Origin of the sequence: Paenibacillus sp. 598K, assembly GCF_003851045.1 — a bacterium.
Taxonomy (GTDB): Bacteria; Bacillota; Bacilli; order Paenibacillales; family Paenibacillaceae; genus Paenibacillus_D.
Genome location: NZ_BFBX01000065.1, coordinates 2,131 through 22,147, shown reverse-complemented (window position 1 = coordinate 22,147; position 20,017 = coordinate 2,131). Strand labels below are relative to the sequence as shown.

The window sequence follows — 20,017 nt, the reverse complement described above, 5'->3', positions numbered from 1 at the left end:
AATAACCTATCATAGCATCAATATTGGCCCAAGTCAACCGGGAGAGCTGTCTAGGTTCTGGTCGGACGAGTCGCCCCCACTATCCGGCGCGAGTAACGGCTCCATCTGGTCGAGGAAATCCCGCGACTTCAGCTTAAGCGGCAGATGCGCATCCATCATGCTGCGTATACAAGCGCGCAGCTCCGACCTCGTGCTGTCGCTCACCTGGATCGCTCCCAGCCGCCGCAAATCGAGCCGTGTGAACAGTCGTAGCAGCTTCAGAGCACCGTCGCCGGTCTGCAGCGCGGTCGGGTCGACACCCCGGCAGCGTCTGCACAGGATGCCGCCGAGCCGGTAGCTGAAGGCGAATGGTCCTTCCTCGCTGCCGCAGTGGATGCAGCGATCCATCTCGGGCGTGTAGCCGGCGAGCTGGATAATCTTCGTCTCGAACAGATGCAGCGTGATTCGGGGGTCCTTGCCCTCCTCCAGCGCTGCGAAGCAGGCCCGCAGCTGCTCGAAGACGTATGCCCCCGCTTCGTCATCCTGCAGTGCCCGGTCGCACAGCTCGGCAGCATATGCGGCATAGGTGGACAGCTCAAGCCGCTCGCGGAGCTTATGATGGGAGGTGATGATTTCGCCGTGATTCAGCGTGCCGAGCCCGCTTTTGCGGAAGAACGTGAACTCCCCGTGCGTAAACGGCTGAGCCAGCGAGCCATGGCGGCTTTTGAGCTTTTTGGCGCCGCGCACCATAATGCCGGCCTTGCCGTGCGTATTGGTCAAGATCGTAATAATCGCATTGCCCTCGCCGTATGGCATATTGCGGATGACAATGCCTTCGGTGCGGTACAGCATACCCCACTCTCCCGTCCGCGCTCGGGCGGCTGTCGCCCCGGAGGCGGCCGCGAGGCTATACGCCGTCGCTCGTCTCCGCCAGCTCCGGCACTTCCTCCAGGACATCGGCGATGACCGATCCCGTCTCGGATTCAGACAGTGCGAGCGCATCTACTTCCTTGTACAACATAAAAGCATCCACATCACCGGTCTTCGTGAAATAGCTCCAGGAAAAATGACGCATATCCTATCCTCATCCTCTCCGCTAAAGAAAGTAGCTTCGTATGTAGGATGTGATGATGCGCCAACCGCTATGCTGGGGATTCCTAACAAGCCTGCGAATGACTGACGAGTGGCGGTTAGTCGTGCCGGTATCCGAAGTCCTTGAGCACTCGCTCTTGGTTGCGCCAATCCTTCTTCACCTTGACCCACAGCTCCAGGAAAATGCGGGAGCCAAGCAGCGTCTCGATGTCGCCGCGCGCCTGCTTGCCGACTTCCTTGAGCAAGGCGCCGCTTTTGCCGATGACGATCCCCTTCTGCGAGTCGCGCTCGACGTAGATGACCGCGCCGATATAGACAACGCCATTATCCTGCACGCGCATATCCTCGATCTCGACTGCGATCGAATGCGGGATTTCCTCGCGGGTCATTTGCAGGATCTTCTCGCGGATCAGCTCCGCGCAGACAAACTGCTCGGGGTGGTCGGTCACCTGATCGGCCGGATAATACTGTGGTCCCTCCGGCATATACGGCAACAATTGCTGCAGCAGCGTATCGACATTGCTGCCTAGCAGCGCCGAGATCGGGATAATCTGGGCAAAGCTGTGCAAGTCCTTATATTTTGTAATGACCTCCAGCAGCTGCTCGGGATGCATTTTATCGATTTTATTCAGCACGAGGATGACTGGCGTGTCGGTTTTTTTCAGCTTCTCGATAATGAAGCGATCGCCGCCGCCGAGTCCTTCCGAGGCATCGACAAGGAACAGCGCCGCATCAACCTCGCTGAGCGCGCTGTCTGCCGCCTTGATCATATAGTTGCCAAGCTTGGAGGTCGGCTTGTGGATACCCGGCGTATCCAGGAAGACGATCTGTGCGCCGTCCGTCGTATAGACGCCGTGGATCTTGTTGCGCGTCGTCTGCGGTTTGTCCGACATGATCGCGATCTTCTGGCCGATGATCTGGTTGATCAGCGTAGACTTGCCGACATTGGGTCGTCCGATAATGGCGACGAAGCCCGAGCGGAACGCTTGCTTGGTCGTATCTTGTTGTGCAGCCATAGCCACACTCCTCTCTTCTCTAATTGTTATTCGCTTCTACAGCGAGAAGGCGCCGGGCAGCAGCTCCGCGACCGTCGTGTGTTGCCACGCGCCCTGTAGATTGCCCATCCATACCGGCATATCTGGCGGGCAGAGCTCCGACAGCACCTGGCGGCAGACGCCGCAGGGCGCGATCGGTCCCGGCGTATCGCCGACTATAGCGATCGCTGCGAAGCGACCCGGCTGCACGCCGTCTGCGACGGCGCGGAACAACGCTGTTCGCTCGGCGCAGTTGGTTGGCCCATAAGCCGCATTCTCGACGTTGCAGCCCAGATGCACCTGACCGTCCAGGTCTAGCAGCGCCGCGCCGACCTGGAAGCTGGAGTAAGGCGCGTAAGCCCGCAGTCTGGCCTCGATCGCTGCGACCTGCAGCTCCGCGATCCTCTCGTCCAGCCCTGTACCGTTGTTGCCCATATTGACGCTCCTCTCTGTGACTGACCGGCTTGACCAACCGATCGTTTAATCGATAGTCCTTCACAACATAGGCTACAACAGCCCGAGCAATCGCGGACCCAGCACCAGCATACCAATCAGCGCCGCGCATACGGCCGCCGCCAGCACCGCGCCGGCGGCCGCATCCTTGGCGATCCGCGCCAGCGGATGGAACTGTGGCATAGCCAGGTCGACTGTCTTCTCGATCGCCGTGTTGATCAGCTCGGCTGTCAGCACGAGCGCGCAGGCGCCGATCAGCATCGCCCACTCCAAGGGCTGCAACCGCAGCAGGGCAGCGATCAGCATCACTGCTGCCGCTGCCCACAGGTGAAACCGCATATTCCGTTCCTTGCGGACGGTATAGACGACGCCTAAGCAAGCATGTCTGAAGCTGCGGATGAAACGTCGCATTAGCGACTCAGTCCGGCCTGTGCCAGGACAGCCTCCTGCTTGGACGTCATCTCCCGCTCGCTCTCCTCGTCCTGATGATCGTAGCCGATCAGATGCAGGAAGCCATGGACGAACAGGAACCCGATCTCCCGCTCCAGCGAATGGCCGTACTCCTCGCTTTGCGCCAGGGCTCGCTCCGCCGAGATGATAATGTCGCCCAGCATCCCAGACACCAGCTCTGCCGCACCCTCCGTCTCCTCGTCGTAGACGATGCCGCTCTCTTCTTCGCCTTCCTCCTGCATTGCAAACGACAGCACGTCGGTCGGACGATCGATGCCGCGGTAGTCGCGATTGAGTCGATGAATCTCGGCATCGTCGACGAAAGTGAGCGCTACTTCGCCGTCAGCAAGACCTTCGGCGACAGCAGCGAGCTGCAGCAGCTGCTCCAGACGGGCAATCCATGCCTCCGGGATCTCCACCTGCTCCTGCTCATTGCTCCAATCCAGCTGCATGCTCATTGCGGTCGCTCCTTTGGTTTCGTATCATCGGGGTATTCGATCCGCGAATGGAAGATACCGATGACAGTTTCCTTCAACGAATGGGCAATCATGTCCAGTTCTTTGAGAGTCAAGTCGCATTCGTTGAACTGGTGATCCTCCATCCGGCTCTTGATAATTTTGTTGATCATCGACTCGACCTGCTCCATTGTCGGATTGCGCAGGCTCCGCACGGCTGCCTCGACACAGTCGGCGATGCCGACGATGGCGGCTTCCTTGGACTGCGCCTTCGGTCCCGGATAACGGAAGTCATCCTCCGTGAAGTCCGGCTCCACTCCTTCCGCTTCAGCGATTTTGAGCGCCTTGTGGTAAAAGTACTTCAAGAAGGTCGTGCCGTGATGCTGCTCGGCGATATCACGCAACGGCTTCGGAATGTTGTGGCTCTTCTGCATATCCACGCCATCCCGGGCATGTGCGATGATGATCTCCTTGCTCAGCTTCGGATCGATCGAGTCATGCGGATTTTCGATATTGCTCTGATTTTCGATAAAATAGCTTGGCCGCTTCGTCTTGCCGATATCATGATAGAACGAGCCGACCCGGCACAGCAGCCCATTGGCGCCGATCGCCTCGGCCGCCGCCTCCGATAGGTTGCCTACCATCACGCTGTGATGGTACGTCCCCGGCGTCTCCGTCAGCAGCTTGCGGAGCAGCGGATGATTGGGATTGGACAGCTCCACCAGCTTGAGCGCCGACAGGATGCCGAAGGAAACCTCGAAGAACGGCATCAGGCCGATGACGAGCACGGCGGTCAGCAATCCGCTGGCGAAGGCAAAGCCGATCGCATAGAGCAGCTCCGCCCGCGAAGGCAGATCGCCGATCAACAGCAGCGACAGCACGGCGATCGATCCGAACAGGCTGACCATGATGCCGGCCTTGAGGATCGTCGAGCGCTGGCTGGCACGGTGGATCGAGAAGATCGCCGCAAAGGCAACTACCGTAATGACAAAGCCATAATGGTAGTCGAAAATCTGGTCTTGGCGAACGTTGAACATAATGCTGCCGATCGCAGCGAACAGCACAGAGCTGATGATCGCCAGATGCGTATCAAGCAGCAGCATGATGAGCATCGTACCCATCGCCACTGGCGCAATGTAACCGATGTAGGCGGAGCCCGGCGTCTGGGTCATCGAAACGATCTGCATAATAGCGAGATTCAGGAAGAAGATAAGCCAGAGCATCAGCAGCTGCGCGTTGTTGTACGTTGTCTTCTCGCCGTGCGCCGAGATGGTCGCCGAACGTTCGACGAACTGGAATATGATGACCAGGAACAGAGCCGTCATGAGCAGCAGACCCAACTGCGGCCAATACGTCTTCTTGCTCTGCAGCAGACCAAGCATCTGCAGTCGTTCGTAATGCTCCTGCGTGATCCGCTCGCCCTCGCGGACGACGATATCGCCCTCCTGGATGACGACCTTCGCCGTATTCTCCTTGGCCAGACGCCGCGCCTCGTCGGTCGCTTCCTTGTCCGCGAACTTGTTGGGCATAATCGCGAATCGCGCCAGCTCCTGGACGATCTCGCGCTCGGTGCGGTTGGTCAGGGCGCTCGCGTTGACCAGCTCGGCCACCTTGGTGCGCGCCGTCTCCGCCTCGCGCAGCTGCTCGATCATCAGCTCGCGCACGATATCTCGCGTGACGGTCTGCATCGCCTTGATCCGCTCGCTGCTGAGCTGCGGCAGCTTGTAGAACGTCTCCTCCGGAATCGTATATTCCTGGTCCTTGACGATCACCTGCATCTCTTCGAGCAGCGTCTGGTTGTAGGTATCGGTGCCGCGGTTGGCGCGGACGAAGCTGTCTACATACAGCCCGTATTTGCGCGGAATCTCGGTACGATAGATGTCGATCTTGTTCTGCAGCGTCACCTGATCGTCGGCGTTGAGCTGATCCATCCGCTGGAAGATCTCGTCGACCAGATTGTGGCTGCCGAGAGCAACGATGTTGTAGACGGTCTGGACGCGCTCGGCCGCCTCTTCCTGGGCCTTGATCGTCGCCTTCTCGTCGTCCATCTGGCGCGGCGCGGCGATATTGCGATCCGCTACATCGTTTAATTGGATATTATACGTCTTCGGTACGAGATGCGCAGACAGGCTGGAATAGAAAAGCAGCACGAACAGAAGCAGCAGCAGCCAGCGAACTCCTCTGCTATACCGCCAGCCTGCCAGCTTCGAGGAGGATGAGCCCGTCCGGTTTGTCGCCTGGTTTCGGTTCATACGGCTTGCATTCCTCTCTATCTTTGGTTTTCTGCATTCTCATTATAGGCTGTGATGATCTGCTGCACGAGCGAATGCCGGACGACGTCCGATTCCGAAAAATGTATGAATCCGATTTCGTCAATCGATTGAAGAATTTTGGACGCTTCGATCAGGCCGGAGTTTTTGCCCCGGGGCAAATCGATTTGTGTCACATCGCCAGTGATGACCATCTTGGAGCCAAAGCCGAGCCGTGTCAGGAACATCTTCATCTGCTCCGGCGTCGTGTTCTGGGCTTCGTCGAGGATGATAAAGGAATCCTCGAGCGTCCGTCCGCGCATATACGCAAGCGGCGCCACCTCGATCAAGCCGCGCTCGAACGCCTTGGCCGATTGATCCGGGCCCATTACGTCATGGAGAGCATCGTAGAGCGGCCTCAGATACGGGTCGACCTTCTCCTGCAAGTCGCCAGGCAGGAAGCCCAGACTCTCGCCCGCTTCGACTGCCGGACGCGTCAGGACGATGCGCTTGACCGCGCCTTCCTTCAAGGCCGCGATTGCCAGCACGACGGCGAGATACGTCTTGCCTGTCCCGGCCGGACCGATGCCGAAGACGATATCCTTCTTGCGGATCGTAGAGACATAGTAGCGTTGACCGATCGTCTTCACGCGCACCGGCTTGCCGCGATAGGTCGTCGTAATCTCGCCCTTGAACAGATCGAGCAGTTGATCGGCCTGCATCGTCCGCGACAGCTCCAGCGCATACGAGATATCTCGTTCGGTCGGTATGTAGCCGCCTCTCACCAGCTCGAGGAGTACGGTGAACAGCTGCTCCAGCGACTCGGTCTCCTCGCGTGGACCGGTGATGACGATCTCCGCCTCGCGCGAGAGGATGGTAGATTCCACCTGCTGCTCGATCAGCTTGAGGTACCGGTCTTGCGGACCGAACAGCGCCTGCCCTTCGGAGGCGTTATCCAGCGGTATTTTTACGGTTGTCATTTTCTCTGTCAAAAAGCCTCATTCTCCTTGCATTTGAACTAGTGGCATATCGGTACTGATCGATTGTTCGACTTCAAAAAGCACTTTCATATAAACTTTACCATTCTCCGTCTTTTCATGCAAAAGGTTTTCGGCGCGAATGTCGATGTCGGGCCCTAATTTTGTCCATAATTCGGCTCTGGCCTGCTGCAGCCCCACCGCCCGAGCCTCCTCGGGCGTCATCTCGCGGACGATCGTCTCCGACCTCCGCACCGTTTCCTTGATCCGTCCAAACGGCAGAGCGATCCCTCTCCAGCTCATTTGCTGCCGCTGCTCGACAACCTCATACTGCTCGTAATCGGGCTTGCCGAAGCCGCTGATCTGCAGGCTGCGTCCGCCGATCAAGAGTCGCCATCGGGTCGCGCTCTCGCCAGTATAAGCCTTGCTGCGGCTTTTCAGCGGCAGCTCGATCGAATAGCTATGCCATACGAGCCCCCGCACCTCGCCCTTGGCCACGACTGTACGTGTGTTAGGGAGGGCGCCAATCGTGCCCGAGATGAGGATATCGCCGCGTTTGACCCGCATATCCTTCTTGACGACCGGACGGCCCGTCTCGGCGATGATGCGCGTCACAACAGCGTCCTCGGCGGCGATCAGATGTCTCGGCGTATAGAGCGACGGCGGCTTTGCCGTGCGATTCTCCACGACCTCTATTGTAATCTTGGTCCCCCGCTTGTCCACGCCCACCCAGGCCGCCTCCGGCAGCCGCTGAGCGAGACGTCGGGAGAGCACGTCCACATCAAGCATGCGAAAAGACCACTGGTACAAGCGGATGCCCTCCGCCTCCGCCGCGCTGAGCACCTGCTCCTCGGTGAGTGCGACATTGCCCTTCACCTCGACATCCCAGATCATGCAGGATAGCAGATACAATCCGGCGAGGAAGAGGAACAGACCCGCCGCAAAAAACTTGCGGCGCTCCAGCTTGCGCAACCAGAAGGGCAAGCCGCGCCGTCCGATGACATGTATCCGGCAGCTTGTCCGCTTCAGAATCGGACGCAAGCGAAAAAAATCACCTACGGTCAGCTCGCAGTCCATCTCTTGCTCGGAAGTATAGCGGATTGACCAGAGCCGGACTCCGGCCGCCCCCGCCTCGTTCACCAGGGCGGACGGCGAGCCGCCGCGAATCCGCACCGTCACTATGCCTTGCAACGTTTGCAGCCATGAATCCCGCATCCGAACTCTCCTCCTAACCAAACATTTGAATAGCGCTGATACGTCCTTCTATAAATACTTCCTCCGTCCAGATCCCACGGATGACCAGGTCCGCTCCGCTAACCTCCAGCTCGCCTTTGCTGAGCGCCAGACGAAGCCGGTCTTGCGAGAAATGAAGCACCCCGCGATGATTCTCGATATACAGCTGGCGGTCGCCGATCATCGTCATACGGGGCAGGTCAAATACGACATCCTGTGGCAGATCCAGCAGATCTGCGGTCATTTTGCGGATTTTGCGGCTAATGCGGCGCATAGGCAGCGTCTCCTCCTCCCGTACTGTACCAAACTATGCGCCAGAGGGCGGATTTATGTGACCGCTCGCTTCAGAGCAGCGTCTTTAAATTTTGAAAAGCACAAAAAGACCTCGCACGCCACGTGGGACGACGAAGTCTTTTTGATGTTCGGAACTAATAATCGATGTCTAGCTTAGCGAAACGGCCGCTTGGCCCGAGGCGGACCGAGAATCTCGGCCCACAGGATGGCGCTCGTCAGCTCGTTGGCGCCAGGGAGCGTCTCGCCCGGACGGACTGGGCCGCTCGCTACGGCAGCCGGCTGACTGTCACGCAGACGCCGCTCATTCTCGCGATCGCGCTTTTCCTCGAGCCGTCGCCGCTGCTCCTCACGGGCGCGACGCTGCTCCTCGACGCGTTCCCGTCGGCGCTCCTCTTCCTCGCGTTGCTGCAGCTCTTCCCGCTCCACCCGACGTTCGAGCTCCTCGGGCACCGGGATTTCCATCGGGAAATCCTGCTGCCGGGAATCGGGCGCATGCTGCTGCGGTTGAGGCCTGTGCTGCGGATGGGGCCTGTGCGGTTGTGGACGCTGCCCTTGCGTGGGCCCACCCGGCCGATTGCCGGAGCCAAAGTCCGGCATCCGGTTATTGCCGCCCCCGCCCGGCTGCTGCTTTTTGTTCTTGCCGAGCAAAGAGAGCAGGAAGCCGATAATAATAATGACGACAAAAATATTTTGCGTCAGAAATTCAACAATGTTCATCTGTTACCTCCCTGTAGCAGGGTCCTCAGTTGCGCAAGACTCATTATTTGTCGGTTTTCTTGCTGTCTTCGGCTGGCTTGCCGATCGAGCTGCGCATCTGGGTGTCGGCTTCGATATTTTTCATATTCATGTAATCCATCACGCCAAGCTTGCCTTCACGCAATGCGTCGGACATCGCCAGCGGAACCTGCGATTCGGACTCGACGACGCGCGCTCTCATCTCGACGACGCGAGCCTTCATCTCCTGCTCGAGGGCGACGGCCATGGCGCGACGCTCCTCGGCTTTTGCCTGGGCGATCTGCTTGTCGGCTTCGGCTTGCTCCGTTTGCAGGAAGGCGCCGATGTTTTTGCCTACGTCGACGTCCGCGATATCGATCGACAGAATTTCGAAGGCTGTACCGGAGTCCAGACCTTTAGAGAGGACCGTCCGGGAAATTAGATCCGGATTTTCAAGTACGTCCTTATGGGAAGCGGCGCCGCCGTTCGTACTGACGATACCTTCACCGACACGCGCAATGATCGTCTCTTCGCCGGCGCCGCCGACGAGACGGTCGATGTTCGCGCGGACCGTCACACGAGCCTTTACTTTAACTTCGATGCCGTCCTTGGCGACAGCGGAGACGACCGGCGTCTCGATAACTTTCGGGTTAACGCTCATCTGTACGGCGTTCAATACGTCTCGACCAGCGAGATCAATCGCTGCCGCTCTTTCGAACTCGAGGGGAATGTTGGCGCGTTGCGCAGCGATCAGCGCGTTGACGACGCGGTCGACGTTGCCGCCTGCCAGATAGTGACTCTCAAGCTGATTGATATTGATGCCCAGACCGGCCTTGTGCGCTTTGATCATCGGATTGACGATCCGGCTTGGCACGACGCGCCGCAGTCGCATGGCGACGAGCGTGATGATACCGATCCGCACGCCCGAGGACAGCGCCGCGATCCAGAGCATGACCGGGAAGAAATTCAGGAAGACGACCAGGACGATAAATGCAACGACCGCGATGACAAGATACATAATCATAGGATCCATGTTTACTTAATCCCCTCCAAATAAGTTGGTATGGCAGATTGCCATCCTTCGTTGGTTTCTTACACGCTTTCGCGGACAATGACGCGGGTGCCTTCAACTTTGATGACCCGCACCGACCGGTTCTGAGCGATAAACTGACCGGAGGTGACGACGTCGATCCGTTCTTCCCCAATCTGGACCGTCCCGGAAGGACGCAGCGGCGTCAAGGTGACGCCTTCCTTGTCCAGCAGATCCTCGCGGGATGTAGCCGGGATGTAGCCGGCCTCCTTGGTCAGCGAATCGCTGAGGATAAACCGGTTCCAGATGCCTCTCTTCTTGAAAATAATCGCGAAGATGACGACCAGCACAGCTGCCACGCCAAAGGCGATCAACAGCGAATAGAAGGCATTCTCAGTATCGTAAGCTGCAGTAACCACCCCCGCCACTAATGAACCGATCCCCAGGAAGCCTAGTATCCCGAAGCTCGGTATAAATAATTCGATAATCAAAAGTCCAATCCCGACGACAAACAGGACGACGGACTCCAATCCTGCAAAGCCTGCAATAAAGTGGGCGAAAAAGTACAGGCCGAACCCGGCGATACCGATAATGCCAGGCGCTCCAAATCCGGGAACGACCAGCTCGATCGCGACACCGGCAATGCCGATGATGAGCAGCAGCGTCCGGATGAGCGGAGAGGTCAGCCAGGTCGCGAGATTCTCCGCGAACGTAAGATCGACCTCAATAACGGTGCGTTGACCCAGACCAAGCCAATCGATCGTCTCCTCAACGGAGCCTGCGATATGCTCGGCGTACCCGACCGCGAGCGCCTCTTGAGAGGTGAGCGTCAGCAGTTCGCCTTTGCCAAGCGTTTTGTTGTTCAGCTCCGCAATCGTCAGCTCGACATTGGGATCGACCATCTTGATCGCGATCGCCGGATCGCGGTCATTCAGCTCGGCGGCCGCCCTCATCTTGCTCACCCACATCGACGTAATCTTAGGGTTGTCGATCAGCTCGCCAGTACCGTCGACGACAGCAGCATCGCCGATCGAGCTGTTCGGCTGCATGACGATCTGATCGGCGTTGAGCGCGATGTAAGCGCCTGCGGAGATCGCATTGCTCTGCACATACGCTACGGTCGGGATTGGACTGTTCTGGATCAGCTGACCGATATTGTCGGCACTGTCCACACGGCCTCCATACGTATTGATGACCAGGATGATCTGCTCAGCCTCGGCTTCCTCGGCTTCCTGGAATGCTCGCTCCAGGAATGATTGCAGTCCGGATTCAATCGTCTGCTTGATCGGGATGACATAAACAGCCGGACCGTTGATCGGCGGCGCCTCCGCGGTAGGCTCATCAGCGGCGGCCAGCAGCGGCAGCGCCGTTCCTACGACCATCCCCATCATCAGGAGCATCAGCGGCAGACGGATCAGCCATCGCCGGATTCCCATACTCCTCACCAGGTTTCCCTCCTTTGTTTTCTTGCTTTCGATAGTCCCTTATACGTATCGATTCGACCGCGCGTTTCACTTTTTCGACATTGACCTTACGTAACCCTGCTTGGCAGCCAAATTATGGACGGGTAACATCGATTTTGACTATCGTTCTACCGACATGCGTTCCCTGTTCAATCGCGGAAAAAGGATTACCTAATTCATCCAAAGCAATTTCATGAACACGTAGTGCGTCCATGATGTGCCATTCATTCGCAAATTTTTTCCATATGTGAGGGCGCTTTTCAATGGGATAATTTACGGAATCAATACCAAGTATATTCACTCCTCGAAGTATGAAAGGAAGCACTGTCGTTTCCATTTTGATACCCCCAGCATTGCCGCACATGCTGATGCTCCCACCATAGTATATTTGAGGAATTAGCGCAGATGCCACATTCCCGCCTACTGTATCAAGTACATAATGGAATCGCTGCTGCCCCAAAGGTTTTGTTTCCTCTGGTATCACATCTTCCGCGTAAACAATTCCTTTGGCTCCAAGTGATAAAAGCAGCTGTTCTTCCTGTTTTTTACGACTTAGTGCAAATATATTGGTGTAGCCGCTTTGCGATAAGAGCCGAATTGCCACACTACCTACACCGCCAGAAGCGCCCGTTACCAAAATTTCAGGCTGTTCAGATGTTGTCATTCCGTTGCTTTCCAACGCATCAATCGAAAGGGCGGCAGTAAACCCGGCTGTACCGATAACCATTGCATCACGCAAGGAAAGCCCGTTTGGGAGCGGAACAATCCATTCTTCGGGTACTTGCACATAATCGGAAAAACCGCCCGTATGTGTCATTCCCATCTCAAAGCCAGTCACTAAAACCTCTTGTCCCACTTGAAATGCATCTGTGTCGGAAGACACAACTGTGCCGCTAACATCAATTCCCGGTACCATTGGATAACTGCGAATAACGCCCCCTCTCGCTTTCACCGCCAAGTGGTCTTTATAGTTTACGGAAGAATAAGCTGCTTTAATGATTACATTGCCTTTGGATAAAAAATCCTGTTGAATGCTCTCCACGCAGTAAGATACGTGCTGATTTTGTTCCCGCACAATACAAGCTCGAAACGGTTCCATAATCTTGGCCTCCAATGCATTTGTTTCTAAAATATAAAGGTAAAGAAATTTCTTATGCATTAATAATAGCATTAATGTTACGCCCTTGCTTGTGACTATAATCTCTCAACCAAGCAAAAACGACTTCGTCGTCCTAAGCGAATGCTTACGAAGCTAGTTTTGCTTCGCAAAACTCTGAGACGCGAAGAGCTTTTTGTCTTAGAATTCTAAGCTGATATAAATGTGAAATTTTATAAATTCTTAGAATTGTAAAAAAACGCCCTCGCAGCGCGAGGGCGTTTTTTTAAGTATCTATTGCAGAAATTGTTGAACCGTTTGATTTACTAGTTTACCGTCAGCGCGTCCTTTTACCTTAGGCATCAGGGCGCTCATGACTTTACCCATCTCGGCTTTGGAAGAAGCTCCGGTTTCCTGGATGGTCTGCTGTACGATCACTTTGATTTCTTCTTCTGTGAGCTGCTGGGGCAGGTAAACACTAATAATATCTATTTCTGCTGCGAGATTTGCAGTCAAATCTTCACGGCCGGCTTTTTGAAATTCTTGGAGGGAATCTTTACGTTGTTTGATCTCACGACTCAAAATCGCAAGCACCTCGTCATCTTCAAGCGGACGCTTCAATTCAATTTCTTGATTTTTGACGGCCGCGCGAAGCATACGGATGGTAGTGAGCTTGAATTTCTCCTTGCTCTTCATCGCTTGCTTCATATCGTCGTTTAATCGTTCGTTAAGGTTCATCTTGGAAGGATCCTCCTAAAACTTTCTCTTGCGCGCAGCCTCGGATTTCTTCTTACGCTTGACGCTTGGCTTTTCGTAGTGTTTGCGTTTTTTGACCTCAGCCAAAACGCCGTCCTTCGCGATGGAACGCTTGAAACGACGGAGTGCAGCATCGATGGTCTCATTTTTGCGAACTTTTGTTTCAGACACCAGTTTTCCCTCCCTCCAGAACAGACCGTCCAGAACGATAACTCGGATTATCACACTTCATTATAAGGGAAAATGAAAGTCAGTGTCAACTTCCATTGTCAGCGGCAGGGCGCGACAGGGCATCATACTAGTAACGCACTGTCGCACCAGCGCATCAATGCGCAAGCAGCGGACCAAGCGGCTCGCCGCCGAGCAGATGAACGTGCAGATGGTAGACCACTTGGCCGCCCTCGCTATTGCAGTTGTTGATCAGGCGATAACCCGATTCGGCGATCCCCAGCTCTGCGGCGATCTCCCGAGCAGCGGCGAATACGGCTGCGATCGTCTCGCCGTCCTCGGCGGCGACATCATTCATTGTCGGGATGTGCTTCTTCGGGATGATCAGCACATGGACGGGAGCGGCGGGCTGGATATCGTGAAAAGCCAGCACCTGGTCGTTTTCCAGCACTTTTTTGGACGGAATACTGCCTTCGATAATTTTGCAAAAAATACAATCTGACATTCCCGGACCTCCTCGAACAAATATGTATACATCCTATCATAGCAGAAACGGACAATCGCTGCACGCGGGGCGCCAAGCTTGTCCAACACAGCTCTGCGACAACAACGAAAAAACGCATCGCTCCGAAGAGAGGCTCCGGGGCGATGCGGACGCTGAAGCGATCAGTAAAACGGCAGCAGCGACAAACCGAGCAGCGCCGCCAGCGGAAACACCTGTCTGGCAAAATAGCGCCGAGGGTAATAGGGGTACGGGTATAACGGCGGCCGGGCAAACGGCGTGCCGAAATACGGATAGGGTCCAAAAGCTCTGTCGTCTCTGCCTGGACCCTCGCACAGCACAGCCAGACATACATAATTGTCGTCCACATGCTCCACAAACCCGTCGGTGCACCATCCATCCTTTGTACGCGCCAGCACATAACGATGCATATGCTCATCGCAATGCTGCTTCATCGAGACCTGTTCCATCCTCCCAGCTCCTTTCGTTCCTGCTATATCTTATTCGGAACTGGGCAAATGGCTACTACTGGAACGCAATTGCCGCCTGGACCGCCTTTTTCCAGCCGCCGTACAGACGGGTGCGCTCCGCTTCCTCCATTACCGCCGTGAAAGCCCGCTCGCGATGCCAGATCGCCGTCAGCGCCGCCCGATCCGGCCAGAATCCGACGGCAAGGCCGGCCAGATAAGCCGCCCCTAGCGCCGTCGTCTCCTGGATGACCGGGCGCTCCACCTGTACGCCGAGGATGTCGCTCTGGAACTGCATGAGGAAGTCGTTGACTACCGCGCCGCCGTCAACGCGCAGCGTCTTCAGATCAACGCCTGCATCTTGTATCATGACCTTCAGCACATCCTTGCTCTGATAAGCAAGCGCCTCTACAGTCGCGCGGATGAAATGCTCCTTGGACGTGCTGCGCGTCAAGCCGAACACGGCGCCGCGGACATCGCTCTCCCAATAGGGCGTGCCCAGTCCGACGAAGGCAGGTACAACGTAGACGCCATCTGTCGAGGCGACACGCGAGATGTACGTCTCGCAGTCGGACGAGTGGCGCAGCATGCGCAGCCCGTCCCGCAGCCACTGGATTGCGGAGCCAGCGACGAACACGCTGCCCTCCAGTGCGTACTCGACCTGACCGCCTACGCCCCAGGCAATCGTCGTCAACAGACCATGCTCCGAGCGCACAGCCTCCGTCCCGGTGTTCATCAGCATAAAGCAGCCGGTGCCGTAGGTGTTTTTAACCATCCCCCGCTCAAAGCAGGTCTGCCCGAACAAGGCCGCCTGCTGATCGCCGGCGATTCCCGCGATCGGAACCTTATGGCCAAAGAAGTGATGCGGCACAGTATAGCCGTAGATTTCCGACGAGGAACGCACCTCGGGCAGAAGCTGGCGCGGGATGTCCAGCACCGCCAGCAGCTCCTCGTCCCACCCAAGCTCGTGGATATTGTAGAGCAGCGTACGCGAGGCATTGGAGTAATCCGTCGCATGCACCGCACCGCCTGTCAGCTTCCAGAGCAGCCAAGAGTCGATCGTGCCGAACAGCAGCTCGCCCCGCTCGGCACGCTCGCGTGCGCCATCGACATGGTCGAGCAGCCAGCGGATCTTGGTGCCCGAGAAGTAAGGGTCGATGAGCAGGCCGGTTTTGTCGCGGAAAAGCTGCTCGCAGCCCTCGCGCTTCAAGCGGTCGCAGATGTCCTGCGACTGCCTCGATTGCCAGACAACCGCATGATGGATCGGGTAACCGCTCTCTTTATCCCAGATGACGGTTGTTTCCCGCTGATTGGTTATACCAATCGAGCCGATCTGCTCGGGCTTGATCCCGGCCTTGGATAGCGAGCTGGCGATGACGCCTAGCACAGACAGCCAGATCTCGCTGGCATCTTGCTCGACCCAGCCAGGCTCGGGATAGTATTGGGGGATTTCATGCTGCGCCGTACTGACGATGCGACCTTCCCGATCGAACAGGATGGCCCGGGAACTGGTCGTCCCCTGGTCGATGGCCAAGATATATTTTTTGGACAAGGATGGCTCCTCCTAACGTAACTTGGTTTCAAATTGATCCCACAATTCCTTGCGGGAGGTCGTTACGGCCACCGCTCCGGCCTCGATCGCCTGCCGCACCTCATCGGTCGTTCGCACGAGACCGCCCGCGATGACAGGGATGCCGGTGCGCTCACGCACCTCCTGGATCATATGGGGGATAACGCCCGGCAGCACCTCGATGTAGTCCGGCTCCGTCTTCCGCATGAGCGCATAGCTTTTTTCGAGCGCATTGGTGTCGAGCATAAACAGCCGCTGGATCGCGACGATGCCGTTTTTCTTCGTCTTGGCGATCACGCCCGCGCGCGTCGAGATGATGCCGGCGGGCCGGATGACCTGACAGAGGTATTCGGCAGCCTCCTCGTCATTTTTGAGGCCGCCGATCAGATCGGCGTGCAGCAGCGGTTTTTTGCCATGCGACTTGGCCAATTGCACGATGGGCTGCAACTGGCCGATATGCGTGTCTAGGATGACGATCGTCTCAAACGTTCGGGCCAGCAGCTTCTCCAGATCTTTGATCTGTCTTGCTGCCGGCAATATAATCTGCTTCTCCGGCGTCATCCGGCTCCTCCCTGTCCTCCGGCGTCACGGCGGCATGCAGCTCGCGCTCCAGCTCTGCCGCGTACGCCTGTTTGTCTGCCTCCGTATACCTCAGGCTGTCAGCCATATACTCGATTACTTGCCCCTTATATGTCCTTACCCAATCGATGTCAAAAAACAGCGCGCCTGTCCGGCGAATAAACAGATCGACCGGCTTCAGCGCCATCTCGGACTCGATGCTGTACCGGACTATCGCATAGACGATCCTCGGCAGGCCATGCGCCTCCTCCGCCCGCCACTCTTGCGCGAGCCGGTACAGCTCGCTCACATTGGAGCCGTAGCGCTCGGTCAGCAGCCGCGCCTCCGCGCCGGACAACCCGAGCCGCTCGCCCTCTGCCGTCATCCGCCGCACGAAGCCCGGGAACGCTCGCGAACCGCCGACATCGCCGCCCGAGAGCGGCATCGTCCGTGTCGAGCATGGCTTCCATGCAGGCCCGCTGCCGACCGGCAATCGCTTGGCGATCAGATCCGTCACATGCTCGGCCATCTTGCGATAGCCGGTCAGCTTGCCGCCGGCGATCGTGATCAGACCGGACGGAGAGGTGAAGATCTCGTCGCGCCGCGATACCTCCGATGGCGACTTGCCCTCCTCGTAGATGAGCGGACGCAGCCCGGCCCAGCTAGATTCGACATCGCGATCAGTCAGTCTGACGCCCGGGAACATCTCGTTGCAAGCTGCCAACAGGTAGGCTCGGTCGGCTTCGGTCATCCGCGGGTAGGCGGTATCGCCGATATAGTCCGTATCAGTCGTGCCGACATAGGTTTTGCCGTCGCGGGGGATCGCGAAGATCATCCGCTTATCCTTGGTGTCGAAGTATACCGCCTGGCGCAGCGGAAAGCGCGCGCCGTCGAAGACGAGATGGACGCCTTTGGTCAGACGCAGCGTCTTGCCGCGCTTGGAATGATCCTTGGCGCGCAGCTCATCGACCCACGGACCAGCCGCATTGACGATCTGACGAGCCATGATGCGATATTCCTTGCCATCGATGCTGTCCTTGGCGATGACGCCGGTCAGCTTGCCATTGTCGTAGAGCAGCTTCTCCGCCTTTAGGTAATTGACGGCATCAGCCCCGGCGCTTACCGCTTTTTTGAGCACCTCGATCGTCAGACGGGCGTCATCGGTCCGATACTCGACATAGGTGCCGCCGCCGAGCAGACCTTCCTTCTTGAGCAGCGGCTCCTTGGCGGCCGTCGCATCGACGTTCAGCATTTTGCGGCGCTCCTCCCGCTTGACGCCAGCGAGGTAGTCGTAGAGCCGCAGACCAAACGAGGTCGACAGCGCGCCGAACGTGCCACCCTTGTAGAAGGGCAGCAGCATCCACTCGGGCGTCGTTACATGCGGCCCGTTCTCGTAGACGACCGCGCGTTCCTTGCCGACATCGGCGACCATCTTCACCTGCAATTGCTTGAGATATCGCAGCCCGCCATGGACCAGCTTGGTCGAGCGACTCGACGTGCCGCCGGCATAATCCTGCATCTCGATCAGCGCCGTCTTCATCCCTCGAGTCTGGGCGTCCAACGCGATGCCTGCGCCGGTAATGCCGCCTCCTATGATCAGGATATCATATTCGCTATTCTGCATCCTTACTAATCTTTGCTCGCGTTCCGCAGCCGAGAATGGTCTCATAATCGGAAGCTCCCTCCATGATAAAATATAAAAAGAACCACAAGAACCCAGTCTGCGAGCGTTCGCAGCTTGGGGGCTTGTGGTTCTCCCGTTCTCCTACCCTTTATTAACTTGTGCCAATTATATCACACTTTATCCGTCAATCCTAGACAAAACTGCGTAATAACGTCGAATATTGTTCACAAAAGGCGGCTGCCTTCGTCATTGCGCCGCTTCCGTCTGCGCTGCATCCTCCGCATTGACGCCTTCGAACAGGACTCCCTCAGGCTCGTTCATCATATCCAGTATCGCATAGGCCATATCGACCCACTCGAGCTCTGACAGGACGAGCAGCGACTCCTGCTGGGTCGTCTGCGTCACGCCAAAACGGTTGATCTCCGCATGCATTCGCTCATACAGCGATACGACATCCTCCAGATAAGCCCGCTCCTCCGGGCTGAGCGGCTGGTCATGATTGCCGATGCTGCGCACCGAAAGCTCGATCTGCGACAGGAAGGTCAACGCATTGCGTTGATGACCAGGCAGCTCGCGTGGCTCAATATCCTGCGCTGCCCCGATGAAGGCTTGAACGCCTTTGGGGTAGCCGCCAAAGGTGTAGCCAAGCGCTTGCTTAGCAGCGATGCGCTCGCCGAGATCATCGGTATCCAGCAGCTTCCGCGTGTTTTCGATGATCATCTCCGTGTAGAGCCGCGTATCCCATGCCGATGTGATGATCCGCTCCCCCCTCAGCGCCTTCTCCCGTTGGTCGTTTTGCAGCTTATGCGAGAACAGGAACACGCTGTAGGTCAGGCTTGCCACCAGCAACACGACTACGACACCCGTAAACCAGGAACGCTTCACCGGCTGTTCCTCTTGCACCTATACCCCCACCTTTTTGAAAATACTAGCCCTTAGCTGCTGCGTTCGCTTGCGCTGAGCCGACCTCGCATCAGGTCAACTGCACCGATCGTCCGCCGTCAAAAAAGAAAACATGGCACTCGGCCACCGGCTTGTCCAATATAGCGCCGATCGCCTCTGCGTAAAGCTCAAGCTGAAAGCGATGTCGCTCGGCCGTCTCCTCCCACTGACTCATCCAGATCCGATCGGTCTTGTAGTCGATCAGCACGAGTCCGCGCTCGTCCTCGAACAGACAATCGATAACGCCCTGGATAAGCACCGGCTCCGCTGCCGTCGTCTCGTCCAGCTCGGCCTCCCGATAGATGCGGCCCGCAGGCAGCGTCCGACTGAACGGCACCTCTCGTCGCACCCAGTCCGCTGCCAACAGCCGCTCGCCGAGCGGGCTTGTGAAAAAGCTGACGATGGTCTCGCGGTCGACCGCAGCGGCTTGCTCCGGCGACAGCAGACGTCTCTCCTGCATGTCTGCGAGCAGCGCCTCGAGCCGGTCGATGGTGAGCGGCGCTGTCAGCGGCGCGTGCTGCATGACCAGATGGTTGACCGTGCCGCGCTCGGCAGCGGTTAGCGAGCGCTCCTCCATAAAGCGGGGACGCCGCAGCCGCAACGAGCCCGGCGGCAGCCCGCCGCGCCGGGGCGAGCCGCCGCGCTTCGGGGCGATATGACGCGCTTCCTCGAGCGGGATCGCTCCCTCGGCATGCCCGTATTCCGCCTGCAGCCGCTTCATCTCCGTCACCGACGTCTTGGCAGCCAGCCCGGTCGCCGCAGCATGGGGATAGCGCCAGTCGAGCCGCGCTTCGATATCCGCCGCTTGGTCGTTCTCCGCATCCGTGAGGATGACTCCCGCCGTCACGGCTGCGAGCCGCTCGGCGCGCCGCGCCTCCTCCTCGGGATCGACGAGGGCGGCTGCCGCCGCC

Annotated in this window: 23 protein-coding genes; all 23 read right to left on the bottom strand. The window is 57.5% G+C overall.

What is annotated here, in order from left to right; all coding sequences use genetic code 11:
- Positions 1-33: 33 nt before the first annotated feature.
- A complete protein-coding gene (gene recO, locus PA598K_RS18655) occupies positions 34-831 on the bottom strand; it encodes a DNA repair protein RecO (protein ID WP_128658411.1) in 798 nt (265 codons plus the stop codon).
- 55 nt (positions 832-886) lie between these two features.
- Complete coding sequence (locus PA598K_RS18650; RefSeq protein ID WP_128658410.1) at positions 887-1,054, bottom strand: YqzL family protein; 168 nt, start codon at positions 1,052-1,054, stop codon at positions 887-889.
- 115 nt (positions 1,055-1,169) lie between these two features.
- Positions 1,170-2,087 carry a GTPase Era gene (gene era / locus PA598K_RS18645; RefSeq protein WP_128658409.1) on the bottom strand — a complete coding sequence of 306 codons (918 nt, stop codon included), beginning with the start codon at positions 2,085-2,087 and terminating at the stop codon, positions 1,170-1,172.
- A 36-nt stretch (positions 2,088-2,123) separates the two neighbouring features.
- Complete coding sequence (locus tag PA598K_RS18640; RefSeq protein WP_128658408.1) at positions 2,124-2,540, bottom strand: cytidine deaminase; 417 nt, start codon at positions 2,538-2,540, stop codon at positions 2,124-2,126.
- Positions 2,541-2,612: 72 nt separating this feature from the next.
- The gene (locus PA598K_RS18635; RefSeq protein WP_128658407.1) at positions 2,613-2,969 is read right to left on the bottom strand and encodes a diacylglycerol kinase family protein; all 357 of its coding nucleotides are present in this window, start codon (positions 2,967-2,969) and stop codon (positions 2,613-2,615) included.
- Positions 2,969-3,466: an rRNA maturation RNase YbeY gene (gene ybeY, locus PA598K_RS18630; RefSeq protein ID WP_128658406.1), complete on the bottom strand. Its 498-nt coding sequence runs from the start codon at positions 3,464-3,466 to the stop codon at positions 2,969-2,971. The genes PA598K_RS18635 and ybeY overlap by 1 nt, the downstream gene beginning before the upstream one ends.
- A complete protein-coding gene (locus PA598K_RS18625) occupies positions 3,463-5,715 on the bottom strand; it encodes an HD family phosphohydrolase (RefSeq protein ID WP_128658405.1) in 2,253 nt (750 codons plus the stop codon). Before PA598K_RS18625 ends, ybeY begins: the two co-directional genes overlap by 4 nt.
- 17 nt (positions 5,716-5,732) lie before the next feature.
- Positions 5,733-6,692 (bottom strand): PhoH family protein, encoded by a 960-nt coding sequence (locus PA598K_RS18620; RefSeq protein ID WP_376739050.1) that lies wholly within the window; start codon positions 6,690-6,692, stop codon positions 5,733-5,735.
- Positions 6,693-6,710: 18 nt separating this feature from the next.
- A complete protein-coding gene (yqfD, locus tag PA598K_RS18615) occupies positions 6,711-7,904 on the bottom strand; it encodes a sporulation protein YqfD (RefSeq protein ID WP_128658403.1) in 1,194 nt (397 codons plus the stop codon).
- A 13-nt stretch (positions 7,905-7,917) separates the two neighbouring features.
- Positions 7,918-8,196: a sporulation protein YqfC gene (gene yqfC / locus PA598K_RS18610; RefSeq protein WP_128658402.1), complete on the bottom strand. Its 279-nt coding sequence runs from the start codon at positions 8,194-8,196 to the stop codon at positions 7,918-7,920.
- Positions 8,197-8,369: 173 nt separating this feature from the next.
- Positions 8,370-8,933, bottom strand: coding sequence for a hypothetical protein (locus PA598K_RS18605; protein ID WP_128658401.1), 564 nt, complete (start codon positions 8,931-8,933; stop codon positions 8,370-8,372).
- Positions 8,934-8,976: 43 nt separating this feature from the next.
- Positions 8,977-9,963, bottom strand: a complete 987-nt coding sequence (gene floA, locus PA598K_RS18600; RefSeq protein ID WP_128658400.1) for a flotillin-like protein FloA — start codon at positions 9,961-9,963, stop codon at positions 8,977-8,979.
- Positions 9,964-10,022: 59 nt separating this feature from the next.
- Entirely contained in the window at positions 10,023-11,396 is a 1,374-nt protein-coding gene (locus PA598K_RS18595) for an NfeD family protein (RefSeq protein WP_260405491.1), read from the bottom strand.
- A gap of 121 nt (positions 11,397-11,517) precedes the next feature.
- On the bottom strand, positions 11,518-12,522 hold the full coding sequence (locus tag PA598K_RS18590; RefSeq protein ID WP_128658507.1) for a YhdH/YhfP family quinone oxidoreductase: 1,005 nt from the start codon (positions 12,520-12,522) through the stop codon (positions 11,518-11,520).
- Between the two features lie 291 nt (positions 12,523-12,813).
- Positions 12,814-13,257, bottom strand: coding sequence for a GatB/YqeY domain-containing protein (locus tag PA598K_RS18585; protein WP_128658398.1), 444 nt, complete (start codon positions 13,255-13,257; stop codon positions 12,814-12,816).
- A 15-nt stretch (positions 13,258-13,272) separates the two neighbouring features.
- Positions 13,273-13,446, bottom strand: a complete 174-nt coding sequence (gene rpsU, locus PA598K_RS18580; protein WP_005547957.1) for a 30S ribosomal protein S21 — start codon at positions 13,444-13,446, stop codon at positions 13,273-13,275.
- A 154-nt stretch (positions 13,447-13,600) separates the two neighbouring features.
- Positions 13,601-13,948: a histidine triad nucleotide-binding protein gene (locus PA598K_RS18575; protein ID WP_128658397.1), complete on the bottom strand. Its 348-nt coding sequence runs from the start codon at positions 13,946-13,948 to the stop codon at positions 13,601-13,603.
- Positions 13,949-14,109: 161 nt separating this feature from the next.
- Positions 14,110-14,415 carry a hypothetical protein gene (locus PA598K_RS18570; protein WP_128658396.1) on the bottom strand — a complete coding sequence of 102 codons (306 nt, stop codon included), beginning with the start codon at positions 14,413-14,415 and terminating at the stop codon, positions 14,110-14,112.
- Between the two features lie 55 nt (positions 14,416-14,470).
- Entirely contained in the window at positions 14,471-15,964 is a 1,494-nt protein-coding gene (gene glpK / locus PA598K_RS18565; RefSeq protein WP_128658395.1) for a glycerol kinase GlpK, read from the bottom strand.
- Positions 15,965-15,976: 12 nt separating this feature from the next.
- Positions 15,977-16,543, bottom strand: a complete 567-nt coding sequence (locus tag PA598K_RS18560) for a glycerol-3-phosphate responsive antiterminator (RefSeq protein WP_128658394.1) — start codon at positions 16,541-16,543, stop codon at positions 15,977-15,979.
- Positions 16,464-18,209: a glycerol-3-phosphate dehydrogenase/oxidase gene (locus PA598K_RS18555; protein WP_128658393.1), complete on the bottom strand. Its 1,746-nt coding sequence runs from the start codon at positions 18,207-18,209 to the stop codon at positions 16,464-16,466. Before PA598K_RS18555 ends, PA598K_RS18560 begins: the two co-directional genes overlap by 80 nt.
- 201 nt (positions 18,210-18,410) lie before the next feature.
- Positions 18,411-19,067 (bottom strand): hypothetical protein, encoded by a 657-nt coding sequence (locus tag PA598K_RS18550; RefSeq protein WP_128658392.1) that lies wholly within the window; start codon positions 19,065-19,067, stop codon positions 18,411-18,413.
- 70 nt (positions 19,068-19,137) lie between these two features.
- On the bottom strand, positions 19,138-20,017 hold an 880-nt coding region (locus tag PA598K_RS38065; protein WP_260405488.1), incomplete at its 5' end, for a PD-(D/E)XK nuclease family protein.

Excerpts from the sequence above, each read along its gene's own strand:
- PA598K_RS18585 (WP_128658398.1), bottom strand. The coding sequence starts at position 13,257 with ATGAACCTTAACGAACGATTAAACGACGATATGAAGCAAGCGATGAAG.
- PA598K_RS18605 (WP_128658401.1), bottom strand. The coding sequence starts at position 8,933 with ATGAACATTGTTGAATTTCTGACGCAAAATATTTTTGTCGTCATTATT.
- yqfC (WP_128658402.1), bottom strand. The coding sequence starts at position 8,196 with ATGCGCCGCATTAGCCGCAAAATCCGCAAAATGACCGCAGATCTGCTG.
- PA598K_RS18635 (WP_128658407.1), bottom strand. The coding sequence starts at position 2,969 with ATGCGACGTTTCATCCGCAGCTTCAGACATGCTTGCTTAGGCGTCGTC.
- PA598K_RS18625 (WP_128658405.1), bottom strand. The coding sequence starts at position 5,715 with ATGAACCGAAACCAGGCGACAAACCGGACGGGCTCATCCTCCTCGAAG.
- floA (WP_128658400.1), bottom strand. The coding sequence starts at position 9,963 with ATGGATCCTATGATTATGTATCTTGTCATCGCGGTCGTTGCATTTATC.
- yqfD (WP_128658403.1), bottom strand. The coding sequence starts at position 7,904 with ATGCGGGATTCATGGCTGCAAACGTTGCAAGGCATAGTGACGGTGCGG.
- PA598K_RS18590 (WP_128658507.1), bottom strand. The coding sequence starts at position 12,522 with ATGGAACCGTTTCGAGCTTGTATTGTGCGGGAACAAAATCAGCACGTA.
- PA598K_RS18620 (WP_376739050.1), bottom strand. The coding sequence starts at position 6,692 with ATGACAACCGTAAAAATACCGCTGGATAACGCCTCCGAAGGGCAGGCG.
- recO (WP_128658411.1), bottom strand. The coding sequence starts at position 831 with ATGCTGTACCGCACCGAAGGCATTGTCATCCGCAATATGCCATACGGC.
- PA598K_RS18555 (WP_128658393.1), bottom strand. The coding sequence starts at position 18,209 with ATGAGACCATTCTCGGCTGCGGAACGCGAGCAAAGATTAGTAAGGATG.
- PA598K_RS18575 (WP_128658397.1), bottom strand. The coding sequence starts at position 13,948 with ATGTCAGATTGTATTTTTTGCAAAATTATCGAAGGCAGTATTCCGTCC.
- PA598K_RS18595 (WP_260405491.1), bottom strand. The coding sequence starts at position 11,396 with ATGGGAATCCGGCGATGGCTGATCCGTCTGCCGCTGATGCTCCTGATG.
- PA598K_RS18570 (WP_128658396.1), bottom strand. The coding sequence starts at position 14,415 with ATGGAACAGGTCTCGATGAAGCAGCATTGCGATGAGCATATGCATCGT.
- PA598K_RS18650 (WP_128658410.1), bottom strand. The coding sequence starts at position 1,054 with ATGCGTCATTTTTCCTGGAGCTATTTCACGAAGACCGGTGATGTGGAT.
- era (WP_128658409.1), bottom strand. The coding sequence starts at position 2,087 with ATGGCTGCACAACAAGATACGACCAAGCAAGCGTTCCGCTCGGGCTTC.
- PA598K_RS18640 (WP_128658408.1), bottom strand. The coding sequence starts at position 2,540 with ATGGGCAACAACGGTACAGGGCTGGACGAGAGGATCGCGGAGCTGCAG.
- ybeY (WP_128658406.1), bottom strand. The coding sequence starts at position 3,466 with ATGAGCATGCAGCTGGATTGGAGCAATGAGCAGGAGCAGGTGGAGATC.
- PA598K_RS18560 (WP_128658394.1), bottom strand. The coding sequence starts at position 16,543 with ATGACGCCGGAGAAGCAGATTATATTGCCGGCAGCAAGACAGATCAAA.